Raw genomic sequence first — 24024 nt, forward strand, 5'->3', positions numbered from 1 at the left:
ATCCGACTAATGCAAAAAATTTTCAGATTGCGCAAGAAAAATGCCTGTGAAACAGTTCTGATGAAGCGGGAGAAACGGAGGAGTGATGCCGCTATCGGCCGAACGCTTGAATTACGCGCTTGCCAGCCTCGTGGCCGGCATGACCGGCTTGCGTCATGACGGGCGGTTCCATGAGCCGAATCTCGACGGCACGCCGGGCGACTATGTCAGCTTCGACAGCTGGGAATGGCCGCAGGGCGTCGGGCTCTACGGGCTGGTTCGGCTGTGGGCGCAGACCGGTGACGATCGGCTGCTGCAGACGATCGAGACCTGGTACGACCGACGCATCGCTGCCGGTCTCCCGGCGATGAACGTCAACACCACCGCGCCTCTGCTGGCGCTAAGTGAATTGTGGCGGCGCCGCCGCCAGCCGCGTTTCGAGCCGGTCCTGCGCGAATGGGCCGAGCAGGTAGCCACCGTCTTGCCACGGACGCCCGAAGGCGGTTTCCAGCATGATGTTTCGGACCGGGTCAACGACGACGAATTGTGGGACGACACGCTGTTCATGGTGGCGCTGTTCCTCGCATCCTACGGCCAGGCTGCCGGTCAGCGTCGCTTCGTCGAGGAAGCAGAAAGGCAATTCCTGGTCCACGCCCGTTATCTCGCCGACCCGGCATCAGGGCTGTGGTTTCACGGCTGGACGTTCGCGGGACGGCACAATTTCGCCCGTGCGCGTTGGGCGAGAGGCAATGCCTGGATTACCGTCGGTATCCTCGAACTGGTGGAGTTCGCCGAAATTGCACCCTCGGTCCGGGCCTATCTGCTCGGCGTGCTGGAGACGCAGATCAACGCCCTGCTCGAGGTGCAGGCAGGTTCGGGCGCATGGCACACTCTGCTCGACGACCCGACGTCTTACGAGGAGATTTCCGCCACGGCCGGCTTCGGCTACGGGTTGATGAAGGCCGCGCGGCTCGGAATCGGCTCGACAGAGTGCCGTGCCGCCGGCCTCCGCGCCTTGGAAGCCGTGGTGGCCAACATCGATGACAAAGGTGTGGTGGCGAACGTGTCTTATGGCACACGCATGGGCGCCGACCTGCAGTTCTATCGCGATATACCCATCCATCCGACGGGCTACGGACAGGCGCTGGCCATTCTGTGCTTGACCGAAGGGACCCGGCATCTGCAGTCGAAGGTGGAGGCGGCATGATGCGGACGCTCTATGGCGTGTCGCCGGGCGATATTGCCAGCATGGACACGGACCGGCTGAGGGCCGAGTTCCTGGTCGACGGCTTGTTCCGGCCCGGCGCGATCGAATTCGTCTACACCCATGTCGACCGCATGATCGTCAGTGGCGCGGTGCCGCTGGCCAACCCGCTGACATTCGGCAACGGGGCCGAAGTCGGCACGCCGCTCTTCTTTGACGCGCGCGAGATGGGCATCGCCAATCTCGGCGGCAATGGCGCCGTCGCGGTGGACGGCAGGCGCTTTCCCGTGGCTAACCGCGACATCGTCTATATCGGACGCGGAGCGCGCGAGGTGACGCTGGAGAGCGACGATCCGGAGAGGCCGGCACGCTTCTATATGAACTCGGTGCCGGCCGGCGCCGCTATTGCGCACCGTCTCATCGTCAACAGCGAAGCCAAGCCGCTTGTGCTCGGCGAGGAGGCTCGCGCGAACAGGCGCACGCTGCGCATGTACATCCATCCCGAAGTGGCCCCGTCCTGCCTCTTGCTGATGGGGATCACCGACCTCGCGCCGGGCAGTGTGTGGAATACCATGCCGCCGCATCTGCATGAGCGGCGCATGGAAGCTTATTGCTACTTCGACCTCGCCGAGGCCGACCGTGTGGTCCATCTGATGGGCCGGCCTGACAAGACGCGCCACCTGATGGTTGCGGACGGTGACGTTGTCCTGTCGCCCGCCTGGTCTATCCATTTGGGTGCCGGCACCGGCCCCTATGCTTTCGTCTGGGGCATGACCGGCGAGAACCAGGCCTACACCGATGTCGATCCAGTACCCGTGAAGGATTTGCGATGAGCGAGGCCGCGCAAAGCGTTCGGACGGACTTTACGCTGCGCCGGCCGCTCGTGGCGGGGCAGCCAATCGTCTATTGGCGGCTCGGGTCTATCGCCGAGCAACGCTACGACGTGGCCGACCAGCCCATGCAAGGCGAGATGGATCCCTTCTTCTTCCTTACCAAGCACAAGAATTTCATTCCCCATGAATATCCGTGCCGCACGCAGTTCGCAGCGGAACGACGCGGCAAGCGACCACAGGTCAGCGCCGAATTCGGCGCTGAGCGCATCTGGCTGCCCTTCGCCTCGCCACGCATCGACCTGTCGGGCTTCTGGTTCCGGCCGACGGTGCTTGGAACCTGGGCCGAGACCACCATCGAGGCGGCCTCGAGTGGCGAGGTGATGGTACGGCTGCGTACATGCGGCGGCGCCATACTCTTTGCCAATGGCGAGGAAGCCGGCTGGATGGCGCCCTACGGCCGCAATCTGGAAAGTGCCGAGCACTTCAAGATCGTGCTGAGGGTCGGCCGCAACGACATTCGCATATGGTTCGACGATCTCGCCGAGCGCGACGCCCGCTACTATTTCCAGCTCGATTATCTATCCGGTCCGGCTGCTTCGGTCGCACTGCCGATCGAAGTCGAGAGCGGCGTTGCCGATGCGATGGAAGCAGCCCTCGACGACATGCATTTCGACCGTCCCGCCTATGACGGCGGCGAGGTGGCGCTCGTCACCGGCGTGGCCCTGCCGCGCGACGCGCAAGTCGAGATCGAGATCGAAGGCGATTTCATGTCGATCGAGACGCCGGTGCGCTTCGCCTTCGATCTGCCAACGGGCCAGACGCGGCTGCCGATCGCCGATACCGAGCAGCTGCCGGCCGACTTTCGCCATTTCAAGGTGACGCTGAGGGTCGCAGACCATGCCGTAACGCGTGTCTTCGGCGTCGAGATATGCCACGCGCGCCGTCAGGGCGAGGCACCGGAAACGCTTGCCGCGCGTATAGATGAGGCTCTGCGCGAGGTCGCCGGTCACGCCGAGGCCGATACGGTGCGCGCGCTGGCGCGCCTGGCGATCGGGCAGCAGGGCGCCGAGACCGACGCCATGATCTCCGGCGCGCTGCCGGCGATCGAGGATTGTCACGATTGCGCCGACTTCATCCTGGTGCCGCTGCTGTGGTGCCGCAAGGCCTATGGCGATCGGCTGGAAGTGAGCCTGCGCGCGCGCGTCGACAACGCCATCCTCGGCTATCGCTACTGGATGGACGAGCCCGGCAATGATGTGCAGTGGTACTTCTCCGAGAACCACGCGCTGCTCTTCCACACCGCCGCCTATATTGCTGGGGGCCTATTGCCTGATGCACGGTTCGTGCGGTCGGGCCGCCTTGGCCGCGAACAGTCCGCGGTGGGAGCCGCGCGGGTGCGAGCCTGGCTCGACCATTTCGAGGCATGGGAGATGGCCGAGTTCAACTCGGCGCCCTATTTTCCGATCGACCTCAAGGGCCTGTGCGCACTCTACGCGCTGGCCCCGGACAAGGACATCGCCGAACGTGCCGGCAAGGCAATCATACGCCTGCTTGAAATCGTCGCCCGCTCGGCGCATCGCGGCATCCTCACCGGGGCGCAGGGCCGCTCCTATGAGCACACGCTGCGCGCCGCGCGTTCCCTGGAATTATCCGGCATCTGCCGCATGCTTTGGGGCAGGGGCAATTACGGCATGCGCTTTCACGCGCTGCCGCAGCTGGCACTCTGCCTGCAAGATCACGATTTGAGCGTTCCGGACGGGTTGGCAGCAATTGCTTCCCTCACCGACGATACGGCGTGGGAATGGACTTTCGCGCAGGGACAAGACCGCTTCGCGCGGCTCTACCACTACAAGACGCGCGACCATGCGATGGGCAGCGCCGCTGGCTATCGCTGGAATCAATGGGGTTATCAGGAGACCGTCGTTCACGCCCGGCTGGGCAAGAATCCGGATGCGCAGATCTGGATCAACCACCCCGGCGAAGTGCTGCAGTCGGGATATGGCAGACCATCATATTGGGGTGGCTCAGGCACTTTGCCCCGGCTTCACCAATACCGCGACCTCGCCATCGTCAGCTTCTCCTGCTCGGATGAACAGCCCGACTTCACGCACGCCTGGTTCCCCGCACGTGCCTTCGATGCCGTGCGAGTGGGTGGCGATCGGGCGTTCGCGCAATCCGGCGACGCCTTCGTCATGCTGAAGACGGATGTTCCGCTCACGCAGGTAGAGGCCGGCCCGACGGCCGGCAACGAGTTGCGGGCGGCGGGACGCAGGACGACATGGATCGTTCGTCTCGGTGACAGGGATGCCAATCTGCCGGCGCTCGACGCCTGGGCGGGCGCCTTTGCCGGCCTGTCGGTGCGGTCGGGTCCCGACGGCGAGTTGATAGTCGAGGATCCGGAGTACGGCACGGTGCATTTCCTCGCCGACGCAAGGATCGTGGCTGAGGGACGTACACTCGATCCGGCCAACTGGACCGTGCGCGGTGAGGCGATGCGCATGAAGCAAAGAGAGTAGGGAGGAAATCGGCTGCGACGCTCAAGAGGAGAGGGCGTGGCCGCTTGAACCATCGGGGCGCGGCCCCGCTAAAGGAGGAGACGAAGCATGAATAAGACCCGCACTTTGCTGGCCGCGCTATCGGTCAGCCTGCTCGCATCGACCAGCGCATTTGCCGGCGACGTGCGCATCATGTGGTATTCGGACGGTGTCGAGGGCGATGTCATCCAGGACATTCTGAACCGCTTCATGAAGGACAATCCCGACATCCACGTCACCCTCGACAACGTCGCCTACAAGGTGATCCAGGAGCAGTTGCCCATCCAGCTCGAAGCCGGCCAGGGCCCGGACATCGCCCGCGTCACAAATATCAAGGAGCTTGCCCAGCACTGGCTCGATCTCAGGCCACTGGTGGCCGATCCGAAATATTGGGAGGACAATTTCGCTGACACGCTGGACTGGATGCGCCCCGACGGCTCCAACGCCATCCCGGGTTTCATGACCCAGCTCACGCTCACCGGCGGCTTCGCCAACAAGACGTTGTTCGAACAGGCCGGCGTGCCGCTGCCCGGCGACAAGGCGACCTGGGACGACTGGATCAACGCCGCCGCCGAGGTGGCGAAGAGCCAGCAGCTTCCGGCTGCCTTCGCCATTGATCGTTCCGGTCACCGCATTTCGGGTCCGAATGTCTCCTTCGGAGCGAACTATGTCGGACCCGATGGCATGCCGGCCAAAGTGGACGACGGCACCAAGGCGTTCGTCGGCAAGCTCGTCGACTGGACCGCCAAGGGCCTGATGCTGAAGGATACCTGGGTGTCGGCGGCAGGCTCGACCTACCGCGCGGCCGCCGACGACTTCATCAACGCCCAGATCCCGTTTTATTATTCGGGCAGCTGGCAGGTCGCCAATCTGTCGACCAAGATCGGCGACAGTTTCGACTGGGTGGCAACCGGCTCGCCCTGTGGTACCGCAGGCTGTTCGGGCGTGAAAGGCGGCGCGGCGCTGGTCGCCATCAAATACACGAAGAATCCCAAGGACGTCGCTAAGGTCATGGATTATCTGGCCCGTGAAGACGTGGTGAAAGAGTTCAGCGAGCGCACGCTGTTTCTGCCCGCGCACAAGGGCGTCGTAGACAAGGGCGGGCTGAAATGGGTCTCGGCCGACAAGAATGTCGGTCCGGCGCTCGACAAATTCGTCAAGGCGGCGGGTGAAACCCTGCCGGCGGCCGATGCGCTGCCGCCGTGGAAGTGGGCCAATGCTTACTTCGCCGCGCTGGTGACGCGCGTCAGCCAGGTGATGGCCGGCGAGCTCAGCCTCGACGATGCCTGGGGCAGGATCGACCAGGATATCGCCGACAAGGTTGCCGAGGCGAAGTGACCGCCGCCGCGACACTGAAGGCATGGATTGGCGCCGCCCTCGCGGCGCCGGTCGTGTGGCTGGCATCGATCGTCAACGTGCCGCTGAAGTTCTGGCAGCGCGCGACGGGCACCGGCGGCATGGCCGCGTTCTTCCTGGCCCCAAACATGGCGATCTTCGGCATTTTCGTCCTGGTGCCGATGATCATCAACTTCTTCTATTCGGCCACGTCAGGAACGGCCTACTTCCTGCAGGACCGAACCTATGTCGGGCTCGAGCAATACCAGCGCCTGCTCGATTGCGGCAACTACCTGGACACTGCCACTTGCCACGAGGATCTCTTCTGGAAGGCCGTGCACAATACCGGCCTGTTCGTCGTCGTGCAGGTGGCGCTGATGACGGTCGTGTCGATGGCGACAGCGCTGATCCTCAACCGTGAGATCGTCGGGCGCAGCTTCTGGCGCGCGGTGTTCTTCTTTCCGGTGCTGCTGTCGCCCGTCGTCACCGGTCTGATCTGGCGCTGGATCCTGCAACGCCAGGGCTTGCTGAACCTGATCGTCCATGATCTGGGCGGCGAGCCGCACAACTGGCTGACCGACCGCTTCTGGGCTTTCACCGCCGCCGTCAGCGTTTCGGTCTGGGCCCATATGGGCTTTTATACGCTTATCCTGCTTGCCGGATTGCAGGCGATCCCGCGCGACCTTTACGAAGCGGCCGAGATGGACGGCACGAAGCCGGCGCGGGTGTTCTGGCGCATCACGCTGCCGCTGCTGATGCCTAACCTGCTTGTCGTCATCGTGCTGACGCTGATCCGCGCCGTGCAGATCTTCGACGAAGTCTATGTGCTGACGGGTGGAGGGCCGGGAACCTCGACCCTCTATATCACGCAGTACATCTATGAGATCGGCTTCGCCTCCCTGCTGCGCAATCCGGGGCTGGCTTCGGCGGCTTCGATCTTGATGGGATTGGTGCTGGTCGCGCTCACCTTGGTTCAGCTGCAGGTCGGACGCCGGGGTGAGCGGAAAGGAGCCCGCGAATGAGCAGCGTCATGACATTCCTGACCCGCCGGCGCGGCGGTCGCGGCTGGCACTGGACGGATATCGTGAGCTGGCTGTGGCTGCTCGGCGGCGTTGTCATCATGTTCGGTCCGGCCGTCTGGCTGGTGGGTTCGTCATTCAAGACACCGGCACAGCTCGCCGAGTTCCCGCCGACCATAATGCCTTATGTCAGCCAACAGGCGAGGGTCGAAGGCTACGATAAGCCGCTGGCCCTCTACAGGGTGAAGCTTCCGGATGGTTCGACCAAGGTGCTGGCCGAGGTGCGGCGCATCGGCATCATGGCGCAAATGGTGGACCCGCAGGCGCCGAACGATATCGTCAAGGTCAACATCGCCGACCGGCAGCCGGTGCGCGAAATCGGCTTCGCAACGGAGAACTACACCGAGCCCTTCGTCCATTTCGACTTCCTGCGCTATCTGCGCAATTCGGTCTTTGTGACGGCAATGGCGACGCTGATCACGCTGCTCACCAATTCGATGGCCGCCTTCGCCTTGTCGAAATACAAGTTCCGCGGCCGCGATCTGACGATGCTTGTGATCGTCGGTACGCTGATGGTGCCGCTGTCGGTCATCCTGGTGCCGCTCTATTCGGTGGTGGGCGCCGTCGGACTGCTCGATTCGCTGTGGGGCGTGATCTTGCCGACCGTGGCGACGCCGACCGGCGTCTTCCTGCTGCGCCAATATATGCTGACCATCCCGGACGAGCTGCTCGATGCGGCGCGCATGGACAACGCTTCCGAATGGCAGATCTACTGGCGCATCGTATTGCCGCTTGCAGCACCGGCGCTCGCCGTGCTGGCGATCTTCTCGGTCGTCTGGCGCTGGAACGACTTTCTGTGGCCGCTGGTGGTGCTGTCGCGCAAGGAACTCTACACACTCCAGGTCGGCCTCAACACCTATGCCGGCCAGCTAAACGTGCAGTGGCACTACATACTGGCGATGACCGTGGTGACGATGATCCCCGTCGTCCTCGTCTTCGTCTTCCTGCAGCGTTACATCACTTCCGGCATTGCCGGCACCGGACTGAAGTGAGGATGTCATGGGACGGATAACGCTGACCAACATCGATCGCGCTTACGGCAAGATGAAGATCTTGCACGGCATCAACCTCGACGTCGGGGACGGCGAGATGCTAGTCCTCGTCGGCCCGTCGGGTTGCGGCAAGTCCACGCTGCTGCGGCTGATTGCCGGGCTCGATCGGCCGACCGACGGCAAGATCGAGATCGACGGGGTCGACGTCACCAACGTTTCGGCCGCGCAGCGCGGTCTGGCGATGGTGTTCCAGTCTTACGCGCTCTACCCGCACATGAGCGTGCGCCAGAACCTCGCCTTCGGGCTCGAAAACATCCGTATGCCGAAAGCCGAGATCGACGCGCGGATCACGGAAGCGACGCGCATGCTGGAAATTGCTTCCTATCTAGACCGCCGGCCCGGTCAATTGTCGGGCGGCCAGAAGCAGCGCGTGGCGATCGGCCGTGCGGTGGTGCGCAATCCGACCGCCTTTCTACTCGACGAACCGCTGTCCAACCTCGATGCCGAACTGCGCATCACCATGCGCGCTGAACTGGCGGGCCTGCACCGGCGGCTGGCAACCACGATGATCTACGTCACCCATGACCAGATCGAGGCGATGACGCTGGCGGACCGCATCGTGGTCATGCGCTCGGGGCGGATCGAACAGGTCGGCCGGCCGCTCGATCTCTACAACGCGCCGGCCAACCTGTTCGTCGCCGGCTTCATCGGGGCGCCGCGGATGAACCTGCTGCCGGTGAAGGTGCGTTCGGCAAGCGGCGCCGAGGTGCGTGTCGAAGGTCCGGGCGGGCTGTCGGCCTCGGTCGCCGCCGACGGGGTCGCGCTGAAACCGGGAGACGACGCGACGCTTGGCATCCGACCACACGACATCCAACTTTCGGATGGCAGCAAGGGATCGGTGGAAGCGCGGATAACGCTGGCCGAGGCGCTGGGACCGGAAACCGTTGTCCACGCCACCATTGCCGGCGACAGCAAACTTATCGCCGTTCTCAAGCAGCAGGGCGTTGAATCGCAAGGGCCGCCGATCCACCTCGCTCTGCCGCCGGAGCGCATGCATCTCTTCGATGCCGCCGGGCTGCGTGTCGCACCGCGTTAGCCGGAGGCAAGATAGCGGGTTGTTTCATGAACTGTCGCAACTGCTGCACAGCGAACGCGTGTTGCGCGCTTGTCAAAATACAAAATAGGTGAACGTTAAGACAACCAAACTCTTCAAGAGGGCGCTCTCTGCGATCATTGCTGCCACGGGATGTCCGGAATTTACTTCAAAGTGGATTTTCTCGTGGACGGTCTTCGGCAATACGGAGATCCGCGCCGCCACGTTCGCGCGCCTGAATCCGGCCGACTGACAATACGACCTGTGCTGAGGTTCAGTACGAACTACCGATCAGGGCAAATGGGATGTTCGTCCGCATGATAGCGGCGAGGTCGTGAAATCCGCGATCGTTCTTCAGTTCTGCCTTGTTGCAGAGCCGCAGCTCGACGGAGACGTTCTCGTGAGACTCTATTGCGCACCGTGGGTTTGCAGCCTTGCCGAACGGCTCGCTCTTCGGCAGGCGGAGATCTCCTTCGATAGTGAGCGCGTCGACTTGGGGTCGAGGCAATCATGAGCCAACCCCGCAAGATCGCGATCGCCCTCGTTGCCCTTATGGTGCTGCCAATGGCAGCTATTTGGAGCTGGCAGTGGTTTACAAGGGGCCGGTTCGAGGAAACGACCGATAACGCCTATCTCCGCGGAGACATTACCAGCATCGCTCCGAAGCTCGCCGGTTACATCGTCGAAGTCGACATAGACGACAATGCCAGTGTGTCAAAAGGTGCTGTCCTGTTTCGCATCGACGACAGCGACTACAAGGCCAAGGCGGAGCAGGCGAAAGCCAACGTCGCCGCCCGGCAGGCGGAAATCGCCAACATCAAGGCGACCCGTGAACTGCAGGACGCATTGATCGCGCAGGCCGAGGCGCAGAAGCAATCTGCCGCAGCCGACCTGCAATTCGCCCGCGCCAACTTAAGCCGCTACGTCACGCTGCAGAAGAACGGAACCGCAAGCGATCAGAAGCTGCAGGATGCGCAGGCCGGCCATGACAAGGCAAGGGCATCGCTGGACGGCGCAGAGGCCAATCTGTTGGCTCAGAAGTTGAAGCTCGGCGTCCCTGGATGCACAATTGTCCGGCGCGCAGGCAGCCCTGTCGCAGGCACAGGCAGCGCTCGACCTGGCAATGCTAGACCTGGCCAACACCGTCGTGAGGGCCCCGGTCGACGGCATCGTCGGCAATCGCCAGATCCGGGTCGGCCGCTATGTTACTCCAGGGACGGCAGCCCTGGACATCGTTCCGGTTAACGATGTCTGGATCGTCGCCAACTTCAAGGAAACACAGCTGAAGCAGGTTGAGATCGGCCAACGCGTCCGCGTCATGGTTGACGAATATCCAGATCTGCAAATCGACGGACTTGTCGACAGCTTCGCTCCCGGCAGTGGCGCGGCATTCAGCCTGCTGCCGCCGGACAATGCCACCGGAAACTTCATCCGCGTCGTCCAACGCGTGCCGGTCAAGATCAGGATGATGCGCAATCCGTTGCCCGGCCGCCTGGTTCCGGGACTCTCGGCTCGTGTTGCCATCACCGTAGGCGCCAAGGATGCTCCGGCAGTAGCGCAGGAAATGCAGACAGGCGGGACCGCGGACGGGCGCTCAGCACAATGATGCACCTCGCCGAAACGGCGGCTATGCAGCGCCATCCCGGCACCCTGCGCGCTTCCTTGATAGCAACCGGCGTCGTGCTGGCCGCCTTCATGGACGCGGTCGCATCCACCGCACTGTCCATCGGCCGGATCGACATGCTCGGCGACACCTACGCAACGTTGGACGAACTGGCGATGATCGACGTTGTTTTCATCGCGGCCAAGCTGACGGCGTTCCTTGTCGCTCCGCTTCTTGTGACGGCAGCCAGGCCGACCGCCTGCCTGCGCGCGGGGGTTGTCGCCCTTCTGCTGGCATCCGCGGCCTTGACGTTGTCAGTGGACCTCACCTGGATTTGCATCTGCCGCATTGTCCAAGGGCTGGCCGGCGGCACAATTCTCGTCGCCGGCCAGACACTGCTGTTCTTTCGCTTCCCGCACCGGCATCAGCCCGTCGTTCAGGCGGTTTTTGCCGTAGGCGCCGTCATGGCTCCGACAACCGTCACGCCGGCCCTGCAGGGCTGGCTTGTCGACCATCTGACCTGGGAGTGGATATTCCTGAGCATCATTCCGCTCGGCATCGTCTCCCTTGTCCTGTTGGCGGCGGACGGCGATCGGACCTTTTGGCGGAAAACCAGGTTTCCTGCCGTCGGGATATTGTTGCTCGGCATCGGCGCCGCGCTTTTGACCTACGTCCTGCTGCAAGGCAGCAGGTTCAACTGGTTCGACGACACCGACATCACCTTCCTTGCCGCAACCGGTGTGACGGCTGCCGGCCTCCTGGCCGTCTGGGAGACCCGCCTTCGTTCAGAAGGCTCACTGCTGGCCATCTCGCCCCTTGGCAATCCGGACTTTCGCTTTGGCCTTCTCGTCAGCTTCGTCGCCGGCTCTGCTCTTTCGGGCAGCGCCTATCTCATTCCGACTTTTGCCCTCAACGTGCTCGATTTTACCGCCACGGGCGCAGGAGTGCTTCTGCTGCCTAGCGGAGCCATGCTCGCGCTTGGACTTCTGTTGTCCGGCTTCGTCATCCAAAAGACCGGGATGCGCCCGATCACGCTTGCGCCGTTTGGCATTCTGCTCTTCGCAGGCGCCATGTGGCTGCTGTCCGCTTCGACGAGCGGTAGCGGATCACCGGACCTGACCCTTGCTCTGCTGCTGCGAGGATTCGGCCTCGGCCTTCTGTTCGTGGCACTGACGCTGATTACACTGCAGGGCCTTGCCGCCAATGCGCTGCCGTTCGGCATCGGGCTGTTCAACTTCGGCAAGCAGGCGGGCGGTCTGACCGGCACAGCCCTCTTGCAGACGTATATTGATCACCAGAATGTCCACAACCGGACGATACTGACGTCCCACCTCGTCAATGGCGATCCAGCCGTGGACCAGCGCTTGAGAGCCACTGCGAACGTTCTGGCGAATAGTATCGACAGCGCCGCGGCAACCAAGGCCGCGCTGCCGCTGCTGCAGCGCGCGCTTGAGAAGCAGGTCGCCACGATCTCGTTCGACGAAGCTTTCTTCGCGCTCGTCCTGCTGTTCGCGGTCGCTGCGCCCTGTCTCATTGTCGCCAAACAATTGCTCGCCCGCCAAGCCGCTCCGCAGAACTAAAACCGCGTCCAGGCCCTATACTTTGGAACAGATGTTTTGGTCGGGAGGTTTCCAGATTACCCCAAGAGCCGTGTTAACCGGACGAGACAGGGATGACGAATGCAGAGGTTTTTCCGGTTTCACTCTGCAGCCGACGAAGAGGCAGCCGAGCGTCTTACCTGTCCGGCTCGTATTTCCCAGTGGTGGGTGTTGACGCGTCGATCCGCGTCGCTCCTCGCGCGAGGCGATCGTTAGGGCCTCTGTAGCGGCGATATCTGCGCGCAATGCATGGATTTCCATGAGATGCAGCCGGGGCATCGCCGGCCTAGATTTAGGCGGTGAGTTCGCCTGTCCAGATATTGAAAACAAGTGCTATATCAGGCGCTGACCGTCCCCAGGCTTTTTTGTCCGACAGGAGAAGCCAATGACAGCAGCGTCCAACTCACTTGGCGAAATCGACCCCGAAGCAACGCTCGCGCTGCAAATCATCGAGAGCATGCCCGGCCACGCGTGGGCAGCCGATGCCGCCGGAAGATTCACCTATGTCAGCCCAAACACCCTGGCGTTCCTCGGCAACACGCATGAGGATCTCAACACTTCCGAAGACGACGATGAGTTCGGCTGGCGTCGAGCCGTCCATCCCGACGATTATGATCCTGTAGCCGCCAGATGGCGGCATTGCCTCGAAACCGGCGATCCCTATGATACCGAGCATCGTCTGCGGCGCGCCGATGGCGTCTATCGCTGGTTTCGAAGCTCAGGACGACCATTTCGCGATAGCCAGGGGCGCATCGTTCAATGGTACGGCACGACAATAGACATTGAGGACCAGAAGCGGGCCGAGTCAGCATTGCGTGACCGCGAGCGGGAACTCTCGCAACTGGTGGACATGGTCCCGAGTCACATCTGGCGCCTCGATCCCGACGGCGAGCCGATCTTCTTCAATGGGCGCATGGTCGACTTTCTCGGCCTCGACGCAGCGGATCTGGACCGACCGGGCATGAGCCGGCTGGCAGCGATGATACAGGCCGCCGTTCATCCGGACGACGCGGCAGCATTCGGCGATGCACTCCGTGGTTGCTTCGCTACCGGTGCGAGCTTCGCCATGCGCTATCGCCTGCGCCGTGCCGATGGCGTCTATCGCTGGATGTCGAGCCGGGCGGAGCCGATGCGCGATGACGCTGGCCGCATCGTCCAGTGGTACGGCCTCTGTCACGACATAGACGATCAGATGCACGCTGAAGCGGCGTTGCGGCAGAGCGAGCAGCAACTTCAGCACATGATCGACGCCGTGCCGGTCCGCATCTGGAGCGTGATGCCAACCGGCGGGCCGGTCTACTTCAACAAGCGGTACCAGGACCATTTCCGCTCCGTTATCGCCAACTTTGATGCGCTCGGCGAGCCGGGCATCGAAACGTTGCTGCACGAGGTGATTCATCCCGAAGATGCGCCCGAGGTGCAGCGCACGTTGCTGAGGTGTTTCGAAACAGGCGGCGGCTCCGCGATGCGGTTTCGCTGGCGCGAAAAAGACGGCACCTATCGCTGGGCTGAGTGCAGGGTCGAGCCGCGGCGCGATGACGACGGAACGGTCGTGCAGTGGTACGGGGTTTCTCTCGACATCGACGATGAGGTGCGCGCGCAAGCGGCGTTGCGCAAAAGCGAGCGGCGCCTTCAGCAGCTTATCGACACCGTGCCCGCTTTGATCTGGAGTACGACACGGGAAGGGACGCCTTCCTACGTCAACAAGCGGTTCACCGATGTAACCGGGGCCACGCTCCATGACATCACCGCCCCGGACGGATCGCCGTCGCTGAGCGTGATCCATCCAGACGATATCGACACCGCACGGCAGGCGATCCGCCATTCATTCGCAACGGGCGTGCCTTACGTTCAGAGATATCGCCAGAGGCGGGCCGACGGCGGCTATCGCTGGACCGAGACTCGCGCCGAGCCGCTGCGCGACGAAGATGGCAGCATTCTTCAATGGTACGGCGTGAGCGTCGACATCCATGACCTGGTGACCACGCAAGCCGCGTTGCACGACCGGGAACGAGAGCTCTCGCAACTCGTCAACATGGTTCCGAGCTACCTCTGGCGGCTGTCTCCCAACGGTGAGCCGACCTTCTTCAACAAGCGCCTGATAGATTTTCTCGGCCTCGACATAGCGGACGCGGAAAAGCCGGACACGAGCCGGCTGACGGCCTTCGTTGCCACCGTCGTCCACCCCGACGATGCAGCCAGCCTGAGGGAAGCACTCGACAGCTGCTTTGCCACCGGCGAGCGCTTCTTCATGAAGTATCGCCTGCGCCGTGCCGATGGTGCTTATCGCTGGATGGAGGGCCGCGCGGAGCCGCTGCGGGACCAGGGTGGACGCATCGTCCAATGGTACGGCCTTACGCACGACATCGACGATCAACTGCGCGTCGAAGAAGCGCTGCGCGAGAGAGAACGCGCGCTCTGGCAGCTCGTTGAAACGCTGCCGGCAATGATCGATTGCGCCGCGCCGAATGGCGAACCGATATATCGCAGCCAGCAGCTCCGAGAATTCCTCGGATACAATCTTGAGGAATTGGACGAAGCGGGAAAGTCCCGGCTGGCTGGCACACTCGACGCCGGTGTTCATCCCGACGACCTGACAGGTGTCAAGGAGAGATATGCCTATTGTTTGTCCACCGGCGAGCCGTATGCGCGACGGCACCGTCTGCGGCGCTTCGATGGTGAATATCGCTGGGTCGAGACGCGCGCCGCGCCGATGCGCAACGCTGAAGGCGCCATCGTGCAGTGGAACGTTATCTGCCTCGACATCGAAAATGAGGTGCGGACACAAGAGGAGCTTCGGCTGGCACAAGAGAGACTTGCGCGTGCGAGCCAGGCGGCGAGCCTTGCCGAACTCTCAGCATCCATCGCTCATGAGGTGAACCAGCCGCTGGCCGCCATCGTCGCCAACTCCAACGCATGCCACCGTTGGCTGTCCGCCGAGCCCCCGAACGTCGAGCGCGCGAAGATCACGGCCGAGCGCATCAGCCGCGACGCCAACTCGGCGGCGGACGTCGTCGGCCGCATCCGTGCCCTGTTCAGACCTTCGCTTGAAATGAGAACCAGCACGCCGATCCCCAGCGTCGTTGCCGAAGTACGTGGCCTTATGGCCGAGGAAGCCATGCGGCGCCGCGTTCGCATGGATATCGACGTCGAAAGCAACCTTCCGCTGGTTGCGTTCGATCGCGTCCAGATCCAGCAGGTCCTGGTCAACCTCATTCGCAACGGCATGGAGGCGATGGACACCACCGCAGGCGACAAGATTCTCGGGATGCGCGTGCGCCGGATAGAGGACACGATCCAGACCGAGGTCAGCGACCGCGGCCCGGGTATCGAACGTCTCAACAAGATATTCGAGCCATTCTTTACAACGAAAGGGAACGGAATGGGCATGGGGCTCGCGATCTCCCGTTCGATCATCGAGTCTCATGGCGGGCGCCTTTGGGCGGAGAATAGCGTGCCGCGTGGGGCGACATTCATCTTCACCCTCCCGGTTGAAGCGAAAGCTGCGCAATAACTGGCGGTGCTCAGTAAGCGCTTGGTTTTTTCGGCTCTCGGTGAAGGGGCGCCGCCGCCCCGTGCAATGCATGGATTTCCATGAGGTGCGGTTGGGGCGTGGCGGGATTAGGGTGGCGACGTGAGTCCGTCAGCCCAGTCCAGCTATCAAGAGCAAGTGCTACACGAAGCGCCGACAATCTCCAGAGTTTGTTTGTCCGTCAGGGGCACCCGATGACCACAGCGCCCAACTCACTTGGCGAGATCGATTCGAGCGCAACGCGCGCGTTAACGCATGACTTGGACCGATCCGGACCGGGAAGTGGCCGACCTTTCGCGACGAGTGAATCGGGCCTGATTGACGGCAACATGATCAGCGATCTTGAAAGAGGCAGGTTGTCGCGCGTCTGGTCGCACCGTCCCCAACTCTTGCACCTGGGGCTTTTTATTGCGGCCTATGTCCTGGGCTGCGGATTCGCCCAGTCGCTCGCAATCATACCTGGAACAGGGATTTCCATTTGGCCTCCGAGCGGGCTTTTCATCGCTACGCTTGTCTTCGCCTCCAGGTATAGCTGGCCGTGGTGGGTGCTGGGGGCCTGTCTGGCCGAACTGTTCAGCAACTTCTTGTGGTTCCACACTCCGCTGCTCCCGGCCTTCCTGATCTTTGCCGGCAACGCTCTTGAAGCGGTGGCCGGCGCATGGCTTGTGAACCAGACCTGCAAGCGCCCAGTTCGGCTGGAAACGTTGAGGGACGTTCTTGCATTCGTCGTACTGGCCGCTGGAATTGCGCCGGTTGCAAGCGCGACGGTGGGAAGTGCGGCCCTTGCGTGGTTTGGCATACAATCGCAAACCTTTGCGACGGCTTGGCCGCTGTGGTGGATCGGAGACGCGACGGGAGTCCTGATCGTAGCACCGCTGGCGCTGGTCGTGTTCCAGAACTGGCGCGGCAAGGCGCAGCTCTCGGCAGCGCGGTGGATGGAAGCTTGCGTCCTGGGGCTGATCTTTCTTGGTATCGCCGCCCTTTCCTTGAGCGGCTATCTGCCCTTCGCCTACATCATCATGCCGCCTCTTCTTTGGGCCGCAGTGCGCTTTGAGTTCAGAGGCGCCGCCGTAGCATTGACCGTCCTCGCTCTGATCACGGCGGTATTCACGATATCCGGCGCCAGCCAATTTGCCGGCGATCCCGAGTCCCAGAAGCACAACCAGATCATGCTGCAGCTTTTTCTGGCCATCTCGGCATTTTCGGCGCTCGTCGTGGCCGCCATATCCCGGCAGCATCAGGCGGCGGTGCTCACTTTGCGTGAAAGCCTTGAGGCATTGGGCGACCGGGAGCGGGAGCTCTCGCAGCTTGTCGACATGGTACCGAGCCACGTTTGGCGCCTGAGGCCCGATGGCGATCCGACCTTTTTCAACAAGCGCATGGTCGACTTTCTCGGCCTGGACGTAACGGATTTGGACAAACCGGGCATCAGCCGGCTGGCGGCGATGATAGCGGCCGCCGTCCATCCGGACGACGCAGTAGCATTCGGCGATACGCTCAGTCACTGCCTCGCCACCGGCGAGCGCTTCTCCATGAGGTATCGCCTGCGCCGCGCCGATGGCGTCTATCACTGGATGTCGAGCCGGGCAGAGCCGATGCGCGATCACGCTGGCCTGATCGTCCAGTGGTACGGCCTCTGTCACGACATAGACGATCAGATGCAAGCCGAAGAGGCTCTGCGGCGGAGCGAATTGCAGCTTCAGCAGATGATCGACGCTGTGCCGGTCCGCATCTGGAGCGCGGTGCCGACCGGCGGGCCGGTCTACTTCAACAAGCGATACCAGGACCATTTCCGCTCCGTGATCGCCAATTTCGAAACACTCGGAGAGCCGCGCATCGAGGAATTGCTGCAAGAACTGGTTCATCCCGAAGATGCTCCCGAGGTGCTGCGCACGTTGCTGACCTGTTTCGAAACAGGCGGCGGTTCCGCGATGCGGTTTCGCTGGCGCGAAACAGATGGCTATCGCTGGGCGGAGTGCAGGGTCGAGCCGCGGCGTGATGAAGACGGGGCGGTTGTGCAATGGTACGGAGTTTCCCTCGACATCGACGAAGAGGTGCGCGCGCAGGAAGCGCTGCGACAAGCCTCCGACAAACTCGCGCAAGCCACTCAGGCTGCAAGTCTCGCCGAGCTTTCCGCTTCGATCGCGCACGAGGTGAATCAGCCGCTGGCCGCGATCGTCGCCAATTCCCATGCGTGCCACCGTTGGCTGGGCGCCGTCCCGCCGAACGTCGAACGTGCGAAGATTACGGCCGAGCGGATCATCCGGGACGCCAATTCGGCGGCGGACGTCGTCGGCCGCATCCGTGCACTGTTCAAGCAATCCACCGAGACGAGGACCAATGCGACGCTCAGCAGTGTCATCGCAGAGGCACGCGACCTCGTGGCCGAGGAAGCGATGCGGCGGGGCGTTCGCATCAGCGTTGATGTCGGAAGCGACATTCCGCTAGTCGCGTTCGATCGCGTCCAAATCCAGCAGGTTCTGGTCAATCTCATCCGCAACGGCATGGAGGCGATGGACTCTGTTGCGGACGACGGAGTTATCAAAATCCGCGTGCGCCATATCGGGGATGTTGTCCAGACCGAAGTCAGCGATCACGGCCGGGGCGTCGAGTTTCCCGACCGGATATTCGAGCCGTTCTTTACCACGAAAGAGCAAGGGATGGGCATGGGGCTGGCGATCTGCCGTTCGATCATCGAGTCGCATAGCGGGCGTCTATGGGTCGAGAAGAACGAACCACGTGGAGCGACGTTTATCTTCACGTTACCGATTGAAGCGAAAGCGGCGTCATGACGACGGACGGCCAAATTGTCTTCATCGTAGATGACGATGAACGCATCCGGGAGGCGCTCAGTGAGCTGCTGGCCGCACACGGCATGCGCGCCGTAGCGTTCGGATCGGCAGGCGACTATATCAGTGCTGACAAGCCGGACGTCCCTGCCTGCCTCATCCTCGACATCGAGTTGCCGGATATTAACGGCCTCGATCTGCAGCGGCAAATTGCCGAGGGCGATCATCCGCCGATCGTTTTCCTGACAGGACATGGCGATATCCCGTCCTCGGTGCGTGCGATCAAGCACGGCGCCGTAGATTTCCTGACTAAGCCCTTCAGCGATGCAGACCTCATGGCCGCAATCCATGCAGCGATTGCCCAGGATCGGGTAGAGCGATCGGAGCGCGCCGAGCTGGGCGTGTTGAAGCAACGTTATCTCGAGCTGACGCCGCGCGAACGTGAGGTGCTGCCGCTGGTGGTCAGCGGCTTGCTCAACAAGCAGGCCGCCGCTGAACTGGGGATCAGCGAAGTTACGCTGGAAATTCATAGAAGGAACGTCATGCAGAAGATGGTCGCGGCGTCGCTCGCCGACCTAGTGCGCATCGCCGAGCGATTGGGAATACCGATCACGCACTCGCGCCGGGCAGGGGGGAGCTGAGCGTGAGCAAGCGGAGGCCTGTCGTGGCGATTGTCGACGATGATCCAAGACTGCTCGAGTCGCTGGAGGACCTTCTGGAGTCCGCCGGCTATGTGGCACGCAGCTTCTCGTCGGCGGGGGCATTGCTGGTCAGCGGCCTGTCTGGATTGGACATGCTTATCACCGACATCGGGATGCCCGGCATGGACGGCTTTGAACTTCGTGACTTGGTCAAGAAGGCGCGTCCGGACCTGCCTGTGTTCCTGATCACCGGCCGCCACGAGATAGTGGATCAGCACCGCGCCAAGGGCATTGGCGGGCTTTTCCGCAAGCCGTTCGATGGCCAGGCACTGCTTGCGGCGATCGGCGACGCTTTACGCAACCCAGAAACGGAGCCTAAACATGAGAGTTGACCAATTGGCCTTACGGAGATCGACGCCGTCATCACAGCAGCGGAGGGCTGAAGCCGAGCAGCCGCTGGTCATTATTGTCGATGATGATGCCTCTGTTCGGGAGGCGCTGTCTGAATTGATCCTGTCGGCGGGTTTCCTGCCGGTGTGCTTTACCTCGACCCGTGAATTGCTTGACGCCGACGTGTTGGAGAGCCCCGGCTGCTTGATCCTCGACGTGCGCATGCCAGGGACGAGCGGTCTCGATCTGCAGCACCATCTTGCGAAAAACGGCAACCCCAAACCAATCATCTTCCTGACCGGGCATGGCGACATCCCGATGACTGTCCAGGCGATGAAGGCCGGCGCCGTGGACTTTCTGACGAAACCGGTGCGGGATCAGACGCTGCTTGACGCCGTGATCGCGGGCATTGCGGTGGACGCCAAGCGGCGGGCGGATGCGGTGGTCGTCAAGCGCAACATCGAGCGCGTCGAGACGCTGACGCCGCGCGAGCGCGAGGTTCTGCGAGAAGTGGCGCGGGGACGCCTCAACAAGCAGATCGCCTTCGACCTCGGCATCAGTGAAGTGACCGTCAAGCTTCACCGCGGCAATGTCATGCGCAAGATGGAAGCTGCTTCCATCGGTGAGCTGATCCGGGCGTGGGAAACGCTGCCCCCGCCGATGCGCGAGGTCTAGAATTGGCACAGCCGATCCATGCCCCATCCAATAGGATCGCCCAGCGCGCCGGCCATTTCAGGCTGTGGGAAATTTGCTTCTTCAGCGCGCGAAGGCCTTCCTGCCCGTCGGCACGCTCCTGCTGCTGCGGGTGGTCCTGATGTACATCGGTGGTTCCTATTGGGTGTTTTGCGGCCAGGCCCGCGCCAACATCGCTACCTCTGAGCGGCGCTCTTTTGCGGCGCCAGCCTGACCGACAAACTCGCAACATTTCATGCACAGCAACTGACGCCGGCCATGCCGCGTCGGTCCCGCGCCGCTACCCAAGCCTAAATTGACGTATGTCTATAAGAGCTTGCCTCGGCCCGTCCCCAATCCTCGGCGTGCCTGCCCTGCACCTTGGCATCGTATGACAGATGCTTCCGTAGAATAGGTTCGCGGCCCGGATCGGTGCATCCTGTTCCTCGCAAGCCATCACGACCGTCGCGTTTCTACCGCTCCTCGCTCGTTCCTCCCGACCGCGACCGCACGGGCCGATTCGACGGTCGTGATGGTGAGCAGGATGTTCAAAGCACATGGATGGACATGATGAACAACGACGGACTTTTCTCCGTCGGCGGATCTCGCCGCGATGTCTTGTTGGCCGGCCTGATCGCCACCGTTGCCGCCGGACTGCCCCGCGCTGCTTCGGCCGCGAGCCGAAAACAAAACCTTCCCTCTTCCCCCTCAACCAAAGGAACCAAGACGATGAGCACCATCACGACCAAGGACGGCACCGAAATCTACTACAAGGACTGGGGTAAGGGTCCTGTCGTCACATTTTCGCACGGATGGCCGCTGAATTCCGACGCCTGGGACAGCCAGATGCTCTTTCTTGCCCATAACGGCTTCCGCGTGGTTGCGCATGACCGGCGCGGCCATGGGCGATCGAGCCAGGCCACATCCGGCAACGACATGAACGGCTATGCCGACGATCTTGCAGCCGTGATCGAGGCGCTGGATCTCCGGGACGCCACGCTGGTCGGCCATTCCACCGGAGGAGGCGAGGTTGCTCGCTATATCGGACGGCACGGGACGAAGCGGGTGGCCAAGGCTGTTCTTATCGCCGCTGTTCCGCCGATCATGGTGAAGACGCCGGCCAATCCGGAAGGCCTGCCGATCGAGGTATTCGACGGCATAAGGGCTGGCCTCGTCAAGGATCGTTCGCAGTACTACCGGGACCTCGCACCGTTGTTTTATGGCGCGAACAGGCCAGGCGCCAAGGTTTCCCAGGGGATTCTGGATCAGTTCTGGCTCTGGAGCATGCAGGCGGGTCTCGTGAACGCGTACGAAAGCGTCAAGGCGTTCTCCGAGACCGACTTCACCGAGGATCTCAAGAAGTTCGATGTGCCAACCTTGGTCCTGCATGGCAAGGACGACCAGATCGTCCCCGTCAAGGACTCGGCAGTCAAGTCGGCCCGACTGATCAAAGGCGCAAAGGATATCTATTACCCCGGCGCACCCCACGGGATTACGGCCACGCACCAGGATCAGGTCAATGCTGACCTGCTCGCCTTCATCAAAGGATAGCAAGCCTCAGTCACGACCGCATGTTTTCCGCAATTCCTTGGAGCCGCCGATGACCACCTTTGGCAATATTTCGCGCGCCCTGAACCGCATTTCGGGTGGCGCGCCAGGTCAAACCTTGTGCGCTCGCATAGCCGAGCGGTGGCCTGAATGCTGGTTCTGCCGGCTCATGTCCCGGATTGTGGAACCGAACCACTGCGCCATCGAGCTGGAGCGCTGGCAAAGGCGCGAAACATGTGCTGCGACACGGCTGCCATTCGGGCAACCGCGCCTGTGCAGCGCGGAGGCGATCGCCGGTGTTCGACACTACGTCGCGCTGTCGGGGGTCGCCGCCGCGCGCTTGTTCTGCCTTGAAGGCCAATGCGCTCTCCAAGACGTCAAACTGGCTAAGCGCCGCGAGTTTATCAATCGGTAGCCGTTTGCGATTGCCGCTCATTTTGGCGGTCTCAATTCGGGTGAGATTTTCTTGGCCAGCAGTTGCGACCATCGCAGCAGCACCGGCACAATTTTTCGAAGGCAGGAACGACATGGGCGCACTCTCAGGCAAGATCGCGGTGGTCACCGGCGGAAACAGCGGGATCGGACTATCGGCTGCAAAAATCTTTGCGGCCGAGGGCGCGCAAGTCGTCATTACCGGCCGCCGGCGGCAGGCGGTCGAGGAAGCGGTCGCATAGATCGGGGCAGGCGCGCTGGGCATTCAGGGAAATGTGGCCGACGTGTCGCACCATGACGAGGTAGCGCAGCAGATCCGCCAGAGGTTCGGGGCGCTCGACATCTATATGGCGAACGCCGGCATAAACACCATCACGCACTCGGCCGACGTCTCCGAGGCAGAGTATGATGCGCAATTTGCCGTCAATACGCGTGACGTCTTCTTCGGCGTCCAGAAGCTGATTCCGATCATGCGGAACGGCGGCGCAATCATCCTCACAGGCTCGCTGGCCAGCGAGAAGGTTCTGGACGGTCATGCTGTTTACGCGGGCTCGAAGGCGGCTATAAATGCCTTTGCGCGCGGTTGGGCGATCGAACTGAAGTCTCGCGGCATCCGGGTCAACGTCCTCAGCCCAGGTCCGGTGGATACGGCTATTCTCGATAAGCTAGGCATACCGTTTGAGCAGCGCGGGCTGTTTGAAAAGGCGATGGCGGAGGCAATACCCCTGGGCCGGATGGGCAGCCGGAAGAGCTGGCAAAAGCCGCTCTGTTCCTTGCCTCGGACGCGAGCAGTTTCGTCACGGGCATCAATCTGCGGGTCGACGGCGGGATGGCAGTGCTCTGAGCCACGACTGCGATGTCGTCGCTCCAATAGACTGCCGAATAACGGCTGAGCAATCGGTCTTCCTGACGAAGATTTTCCGGGAAGCTGCCGCACGAGTCACGCCAAATAGGTCGAAGGCGAGAACGTTCGTCGACAGGACGCAAATTGAGGTACGTAAACGGCTACAGTCGCATTGCAGGGATCAACGCGCAAGACAGAAATCGGCACACTGAGCAATGCTGTCGGCGAAGGCCCCGGTCAGGCGCCATTCAACGGACTTTGTCCTCGCTGAGGGCGCTCCCTCGGTCAATCTCGACAGGCGCGGACTGGCCGGGCACGAGCCGGCCGGGCAGTGGATTTGCCGACAGACGGACCTCCACGGAGCCGTATTGCCGATACGGCGGAAGGACCAGGGTCACGCCCTGGTCCGTTCAATTTTCTGCAGGTCGGGATCAGTGACCCCAGATGCCCTGGCCATATTCATCGTTGGGAACAATCGGCTTGCGTACGGTTTTCGGCACCCCGATATCGTTGCTCATTTTTTTGATCGAGGATGTATACACGTTGTCAGACGCAGTCGCAGGCTGCTGGGCTCCGTTTGATCCATAGTGGTCGCTTCCGGCAATGGCGCTTCCTGCTGTAATAACAAGCGCGGCGGCAGCAAGGGCTGTCATTTTCATTTTGGTAACTCCATTGGTAGCTTGGATGGTATTCACCCACGCAAATATAAATGCCGTGACGCAGCGACACGATCAGACGGTCCAGCTGTTTGACCCATGCGAAGGCATTGGGCGATGCAGGCCGAAGGCCAGGGACTATGTCGTTGACGAGAGAAGGCTTTGCCGCCGTGTCGATCCGGCCGGCTCACCAATGCTCAACGGATCGACAGCTCTCTGGCCGCGCGCCCTCAGTGTCTATTCCGGCGCCTGCCGACAATGCACACCCGG

17 protein-coding genes and 4 pseudogenes are annotated in these 24024 nt (G+C 62.2%); 19 read left to right on the top strand and 2 right to left on the bottom strand.

Annotation, left to right across the window (positions count from 1 at the left end):
- Window positions 1-85: 85 nt before the first annotated feature.
- From bglB to NKH01_RS05320, 18 genes and pseudogenes are all read left to right on the top strand, one after another.
- Window positions 86-1186: a beta-galactosidase BglB gene (gene bglB, locus NKH01_RS05240; protein ID WP_353019302.1), complete on the top strand. Its 1101-nt coding sequence runs from the start codon at window positions 86-88 to the stop codon at window positions 1184-1186.
- The gene (gene kduI / locus NKH01_RS05245; RefSeq protein WP_353019304.1) at window positions 1183-2016 is read left to right on the top strand and encodes a 5-dehydro-4-deoxy-D-glucuronate isomerase; all 834 of its coding nucleotides are present in this window, start codon (window positions 1183-1185) and stop codon (window positions 2014-2016) included. The genes bglB and kduI overlap by 4 nt, the downstream gene beginning before the upstream one ends.
- Window positions 2013-4532, top strand: a complete 2520-nt coding sequence (locus tag NKH01_RS05250) for a hypothetical protein (RefSeq protein ID WP_353019306.1) — start codon at window positions 2013-2015, stop codon at window positions 4530-4532. The genes kduI and NKH01_RS05250 overlap by 4 nt, the downstream gene beginning before the upstream one ends.
- Before the next feature lie 87 nt (window positions 4533-4619).
- Window positions 4620-5888, top strand: a complete 1269-nt coding sequence (locus NKH01_RS05255; RefSeq protein ID WP_353019308.1) for an ABC transporter substrate-binding protein — start codon at window positions 4620-4622, stop codon at window positions 5886-5888.
- Entirely contained in the window at window positions 5885-6907 is a 1023-nt protein-coding gene (locus NKH01_RS05260; RefSeq protein ID WP_502912600.1) for a carbohydrate ABC transporter permease, read from the top strand. Before NKH01_RS05255 ends, NKH01_RS05260 begins: the two co-directional genes overlap by 4 nt.
- On the top strand, window positions 6904-7956 hold the full coding sequence (locus NKH01_RS05265; RefSeq protein WP_023716976.1) for a carbohydrate ABC transporter permease: 1053 nt from the start codon (window positions 6904-6906) through the stop codon (window positions 7954-7956). Before NKH01_RS05260 ends, NKH01_RS05265 begins: the two co-directional genes overlap by 4 nt.
- A gap of 7 nt (window positions 7957-7963) precedes the next feature.
- Entirely contained in the window at window positions 7964-9052 is a 1089-nt protein-coding gene (locus NKH01_RS05270) for an ABC transporter ATP-binding protein (RefSeq protein ID WP_352483677.1), read from the top strand.
- 561 nt (window positions 9053-9613) lie between these two features.
- A pseudogene (locus tag NKH01_RS35265) lies at window positions 9614-10018 on the top strand (HlyD family secretion protein); the annotation flags it as partial.
- 100 nt (window positions 10019-10118) lie between these two features.
- Window positions 10119-10655 carry an HlyD family secretion protein gene (locus NKH01_RS05280; protein ID WP_353019310.1) on the top strand — a complete coding sequence of 179 codons (537 nt, stop codon included), beginning with the start codon at window positions 10119-10121 and terminating at the stop codon, window positions 10653-10655.
- Window positions 10652-12232 carry an MFS transporter gene (locus NKH01_RS05285; protein ID WP_353019312.1) on the top strand — a complete coding sequence of 527 codons (1581 nt, stop codon included), beginning with the start codon at window positions 10652-10654 and terminating at the stop codon, window positions 12230-12232. The genes NKH01_RS05280 and NKH01_RS05285 overlap by 4 nt, the downstream gene beginning before the upstream one ends.
- Window positions 12233-12635: 403 nt before the next feature.
- Window positions 12636-15764 carry a PAS domain-containing protein gene (locus NKH01_RS05290; RefSeq protein ID WP_353019314.1) on the top strand — a complete coding sequence of 1043 codons (3129 nt, stop codon included), beginning with the start codon at window positions 12636-12638 and terminating at the stop codon, window positions 15762-15764.
- A 374-nt stretch (window positions 15765-16138) separates the two neighbouring features.
- Window positions 16139-17884 (top strand): annotated as a pseudogene (locus NKH01_RS05295) (MASE1 domain-containing protein); the annotation flags it as partial.
- 30 nt (window positions 17885-17914) lie between these two features.
- A pseudogene (locus NKH01_RS35270) lies at window positions 17915-18574 on the top strand (sensor histidine kinase); the annotation flags it as partial.
- Window positions 18571-19212, top strand: a complete 642-nt coding sequence (locus NKH01_RS05300) for a response regulator transcription factor (protein ID WP_353019317.1) — start codon at window positions 18571-18573, stop codon at window positions 19210-19212. The pseudogene NKH01_RS35270 and the gene NKH01_RS05300, both read left to right, overlap by 4 nt.
- Window positions 19213-19214: 2 nt before the next feature.
- Entirely contained in the window at window positions 19215-19604 is a 390-nt protein-coding gene (locus NKH01_RS05305; protein WP_353019319.1) for a response regulator, read from the top strand.
- A complete protein-coding gene (locus NKH01_RS05310; protein WP_353019321.1) occupies window positions 19594-20277 on the top strand; it encodes a response regulator transcription factor in 684 nt (227 codons plus the stop codon). The genes NKH01_RS05305 and NKH01_RS05310 overlap by 11 nt, the downstream gene beginning before the upstream one ends.
- A 73-nt stretch (window positions 20278-20350) precedes the next feature.
- Window positions 20351-20509, top strand: a complete 159-nt coding sequence (locus tag NKH01_RS05315) for a hypothetical protein (protein ID WP_352547609.1) — start codon at window positions 20351-20353, stop codon at window positions 20507-20509.
- A gap of 335 nt (window positions 20510-20844) precedes the next feature.
- Window positions 20845-21825 (top strand): alpha/beta fold hydrolase, encoded by a 981-nt coding sequence (locus NKH01_RS05320; protein ID WP_502896349.1) that lies wholly within the window; start codon window positions 20845-20847, stop codon window positions 21823-21825.
- A gap of 10 nt (window positions 21826-21835) precedes the next feature.
- Here NKH01_RS05320 and NKH01_RS05325 read toward each other — a convergent pair whose 3' ends face one another.
- Window positions 21836-22351 carry a hypothetical protein gene (locus NKH01_RS05325; protein WP_353019323.1) on the bottom strand — a complete coding sequence of 172 codons (516 nt, stop codon included), beginning with the start codon at window positions 22349-22351 and terminating at the stop codon, window positions 21836-21838.
- On the opposite strand from NKH01_RS05325, the pseudogene NKH01_RS05330 reads away from it, so the two are divergent.
- Window positions 22350-23098 (top strand): annotated as a pseudogene (locus NKH01_RS05330) (glucose 1-dehydrogenase). The gene NKH01_RS05325 and the pseudogene NKH01_RS05330 sit on opposite strands and share 2 nt — an antisense overlap.
- Before the next feature lie 431 nt (window positions 23099-23529).
- On the opposite strand, the gene NKH01_RS05335 reads toward NKH01_RS05330, so the two are convergent.
- Window positions 23530-23757, bottom strand: a complete 228-nt coding sequence (locus NKH01_RS05335) for a DUF680 domain-containing protein (protein ID WP_084642389.1) — start codon at window positions 23755-23757, stop codon at window positions 23530-23532.
- Between the last annotated feature and the right edge of the window lie 267 nt (window positions 23758-24024).

This window comes from Mesorhizobium sp. M1403, assembly GCF_040317695.1.
Taxonomy (GTDB): Bacteria; Pseudomonadota; Alphaproteobacteria; order Rhizobiales; family Rhizobiaceae; genus Mesorhizobium.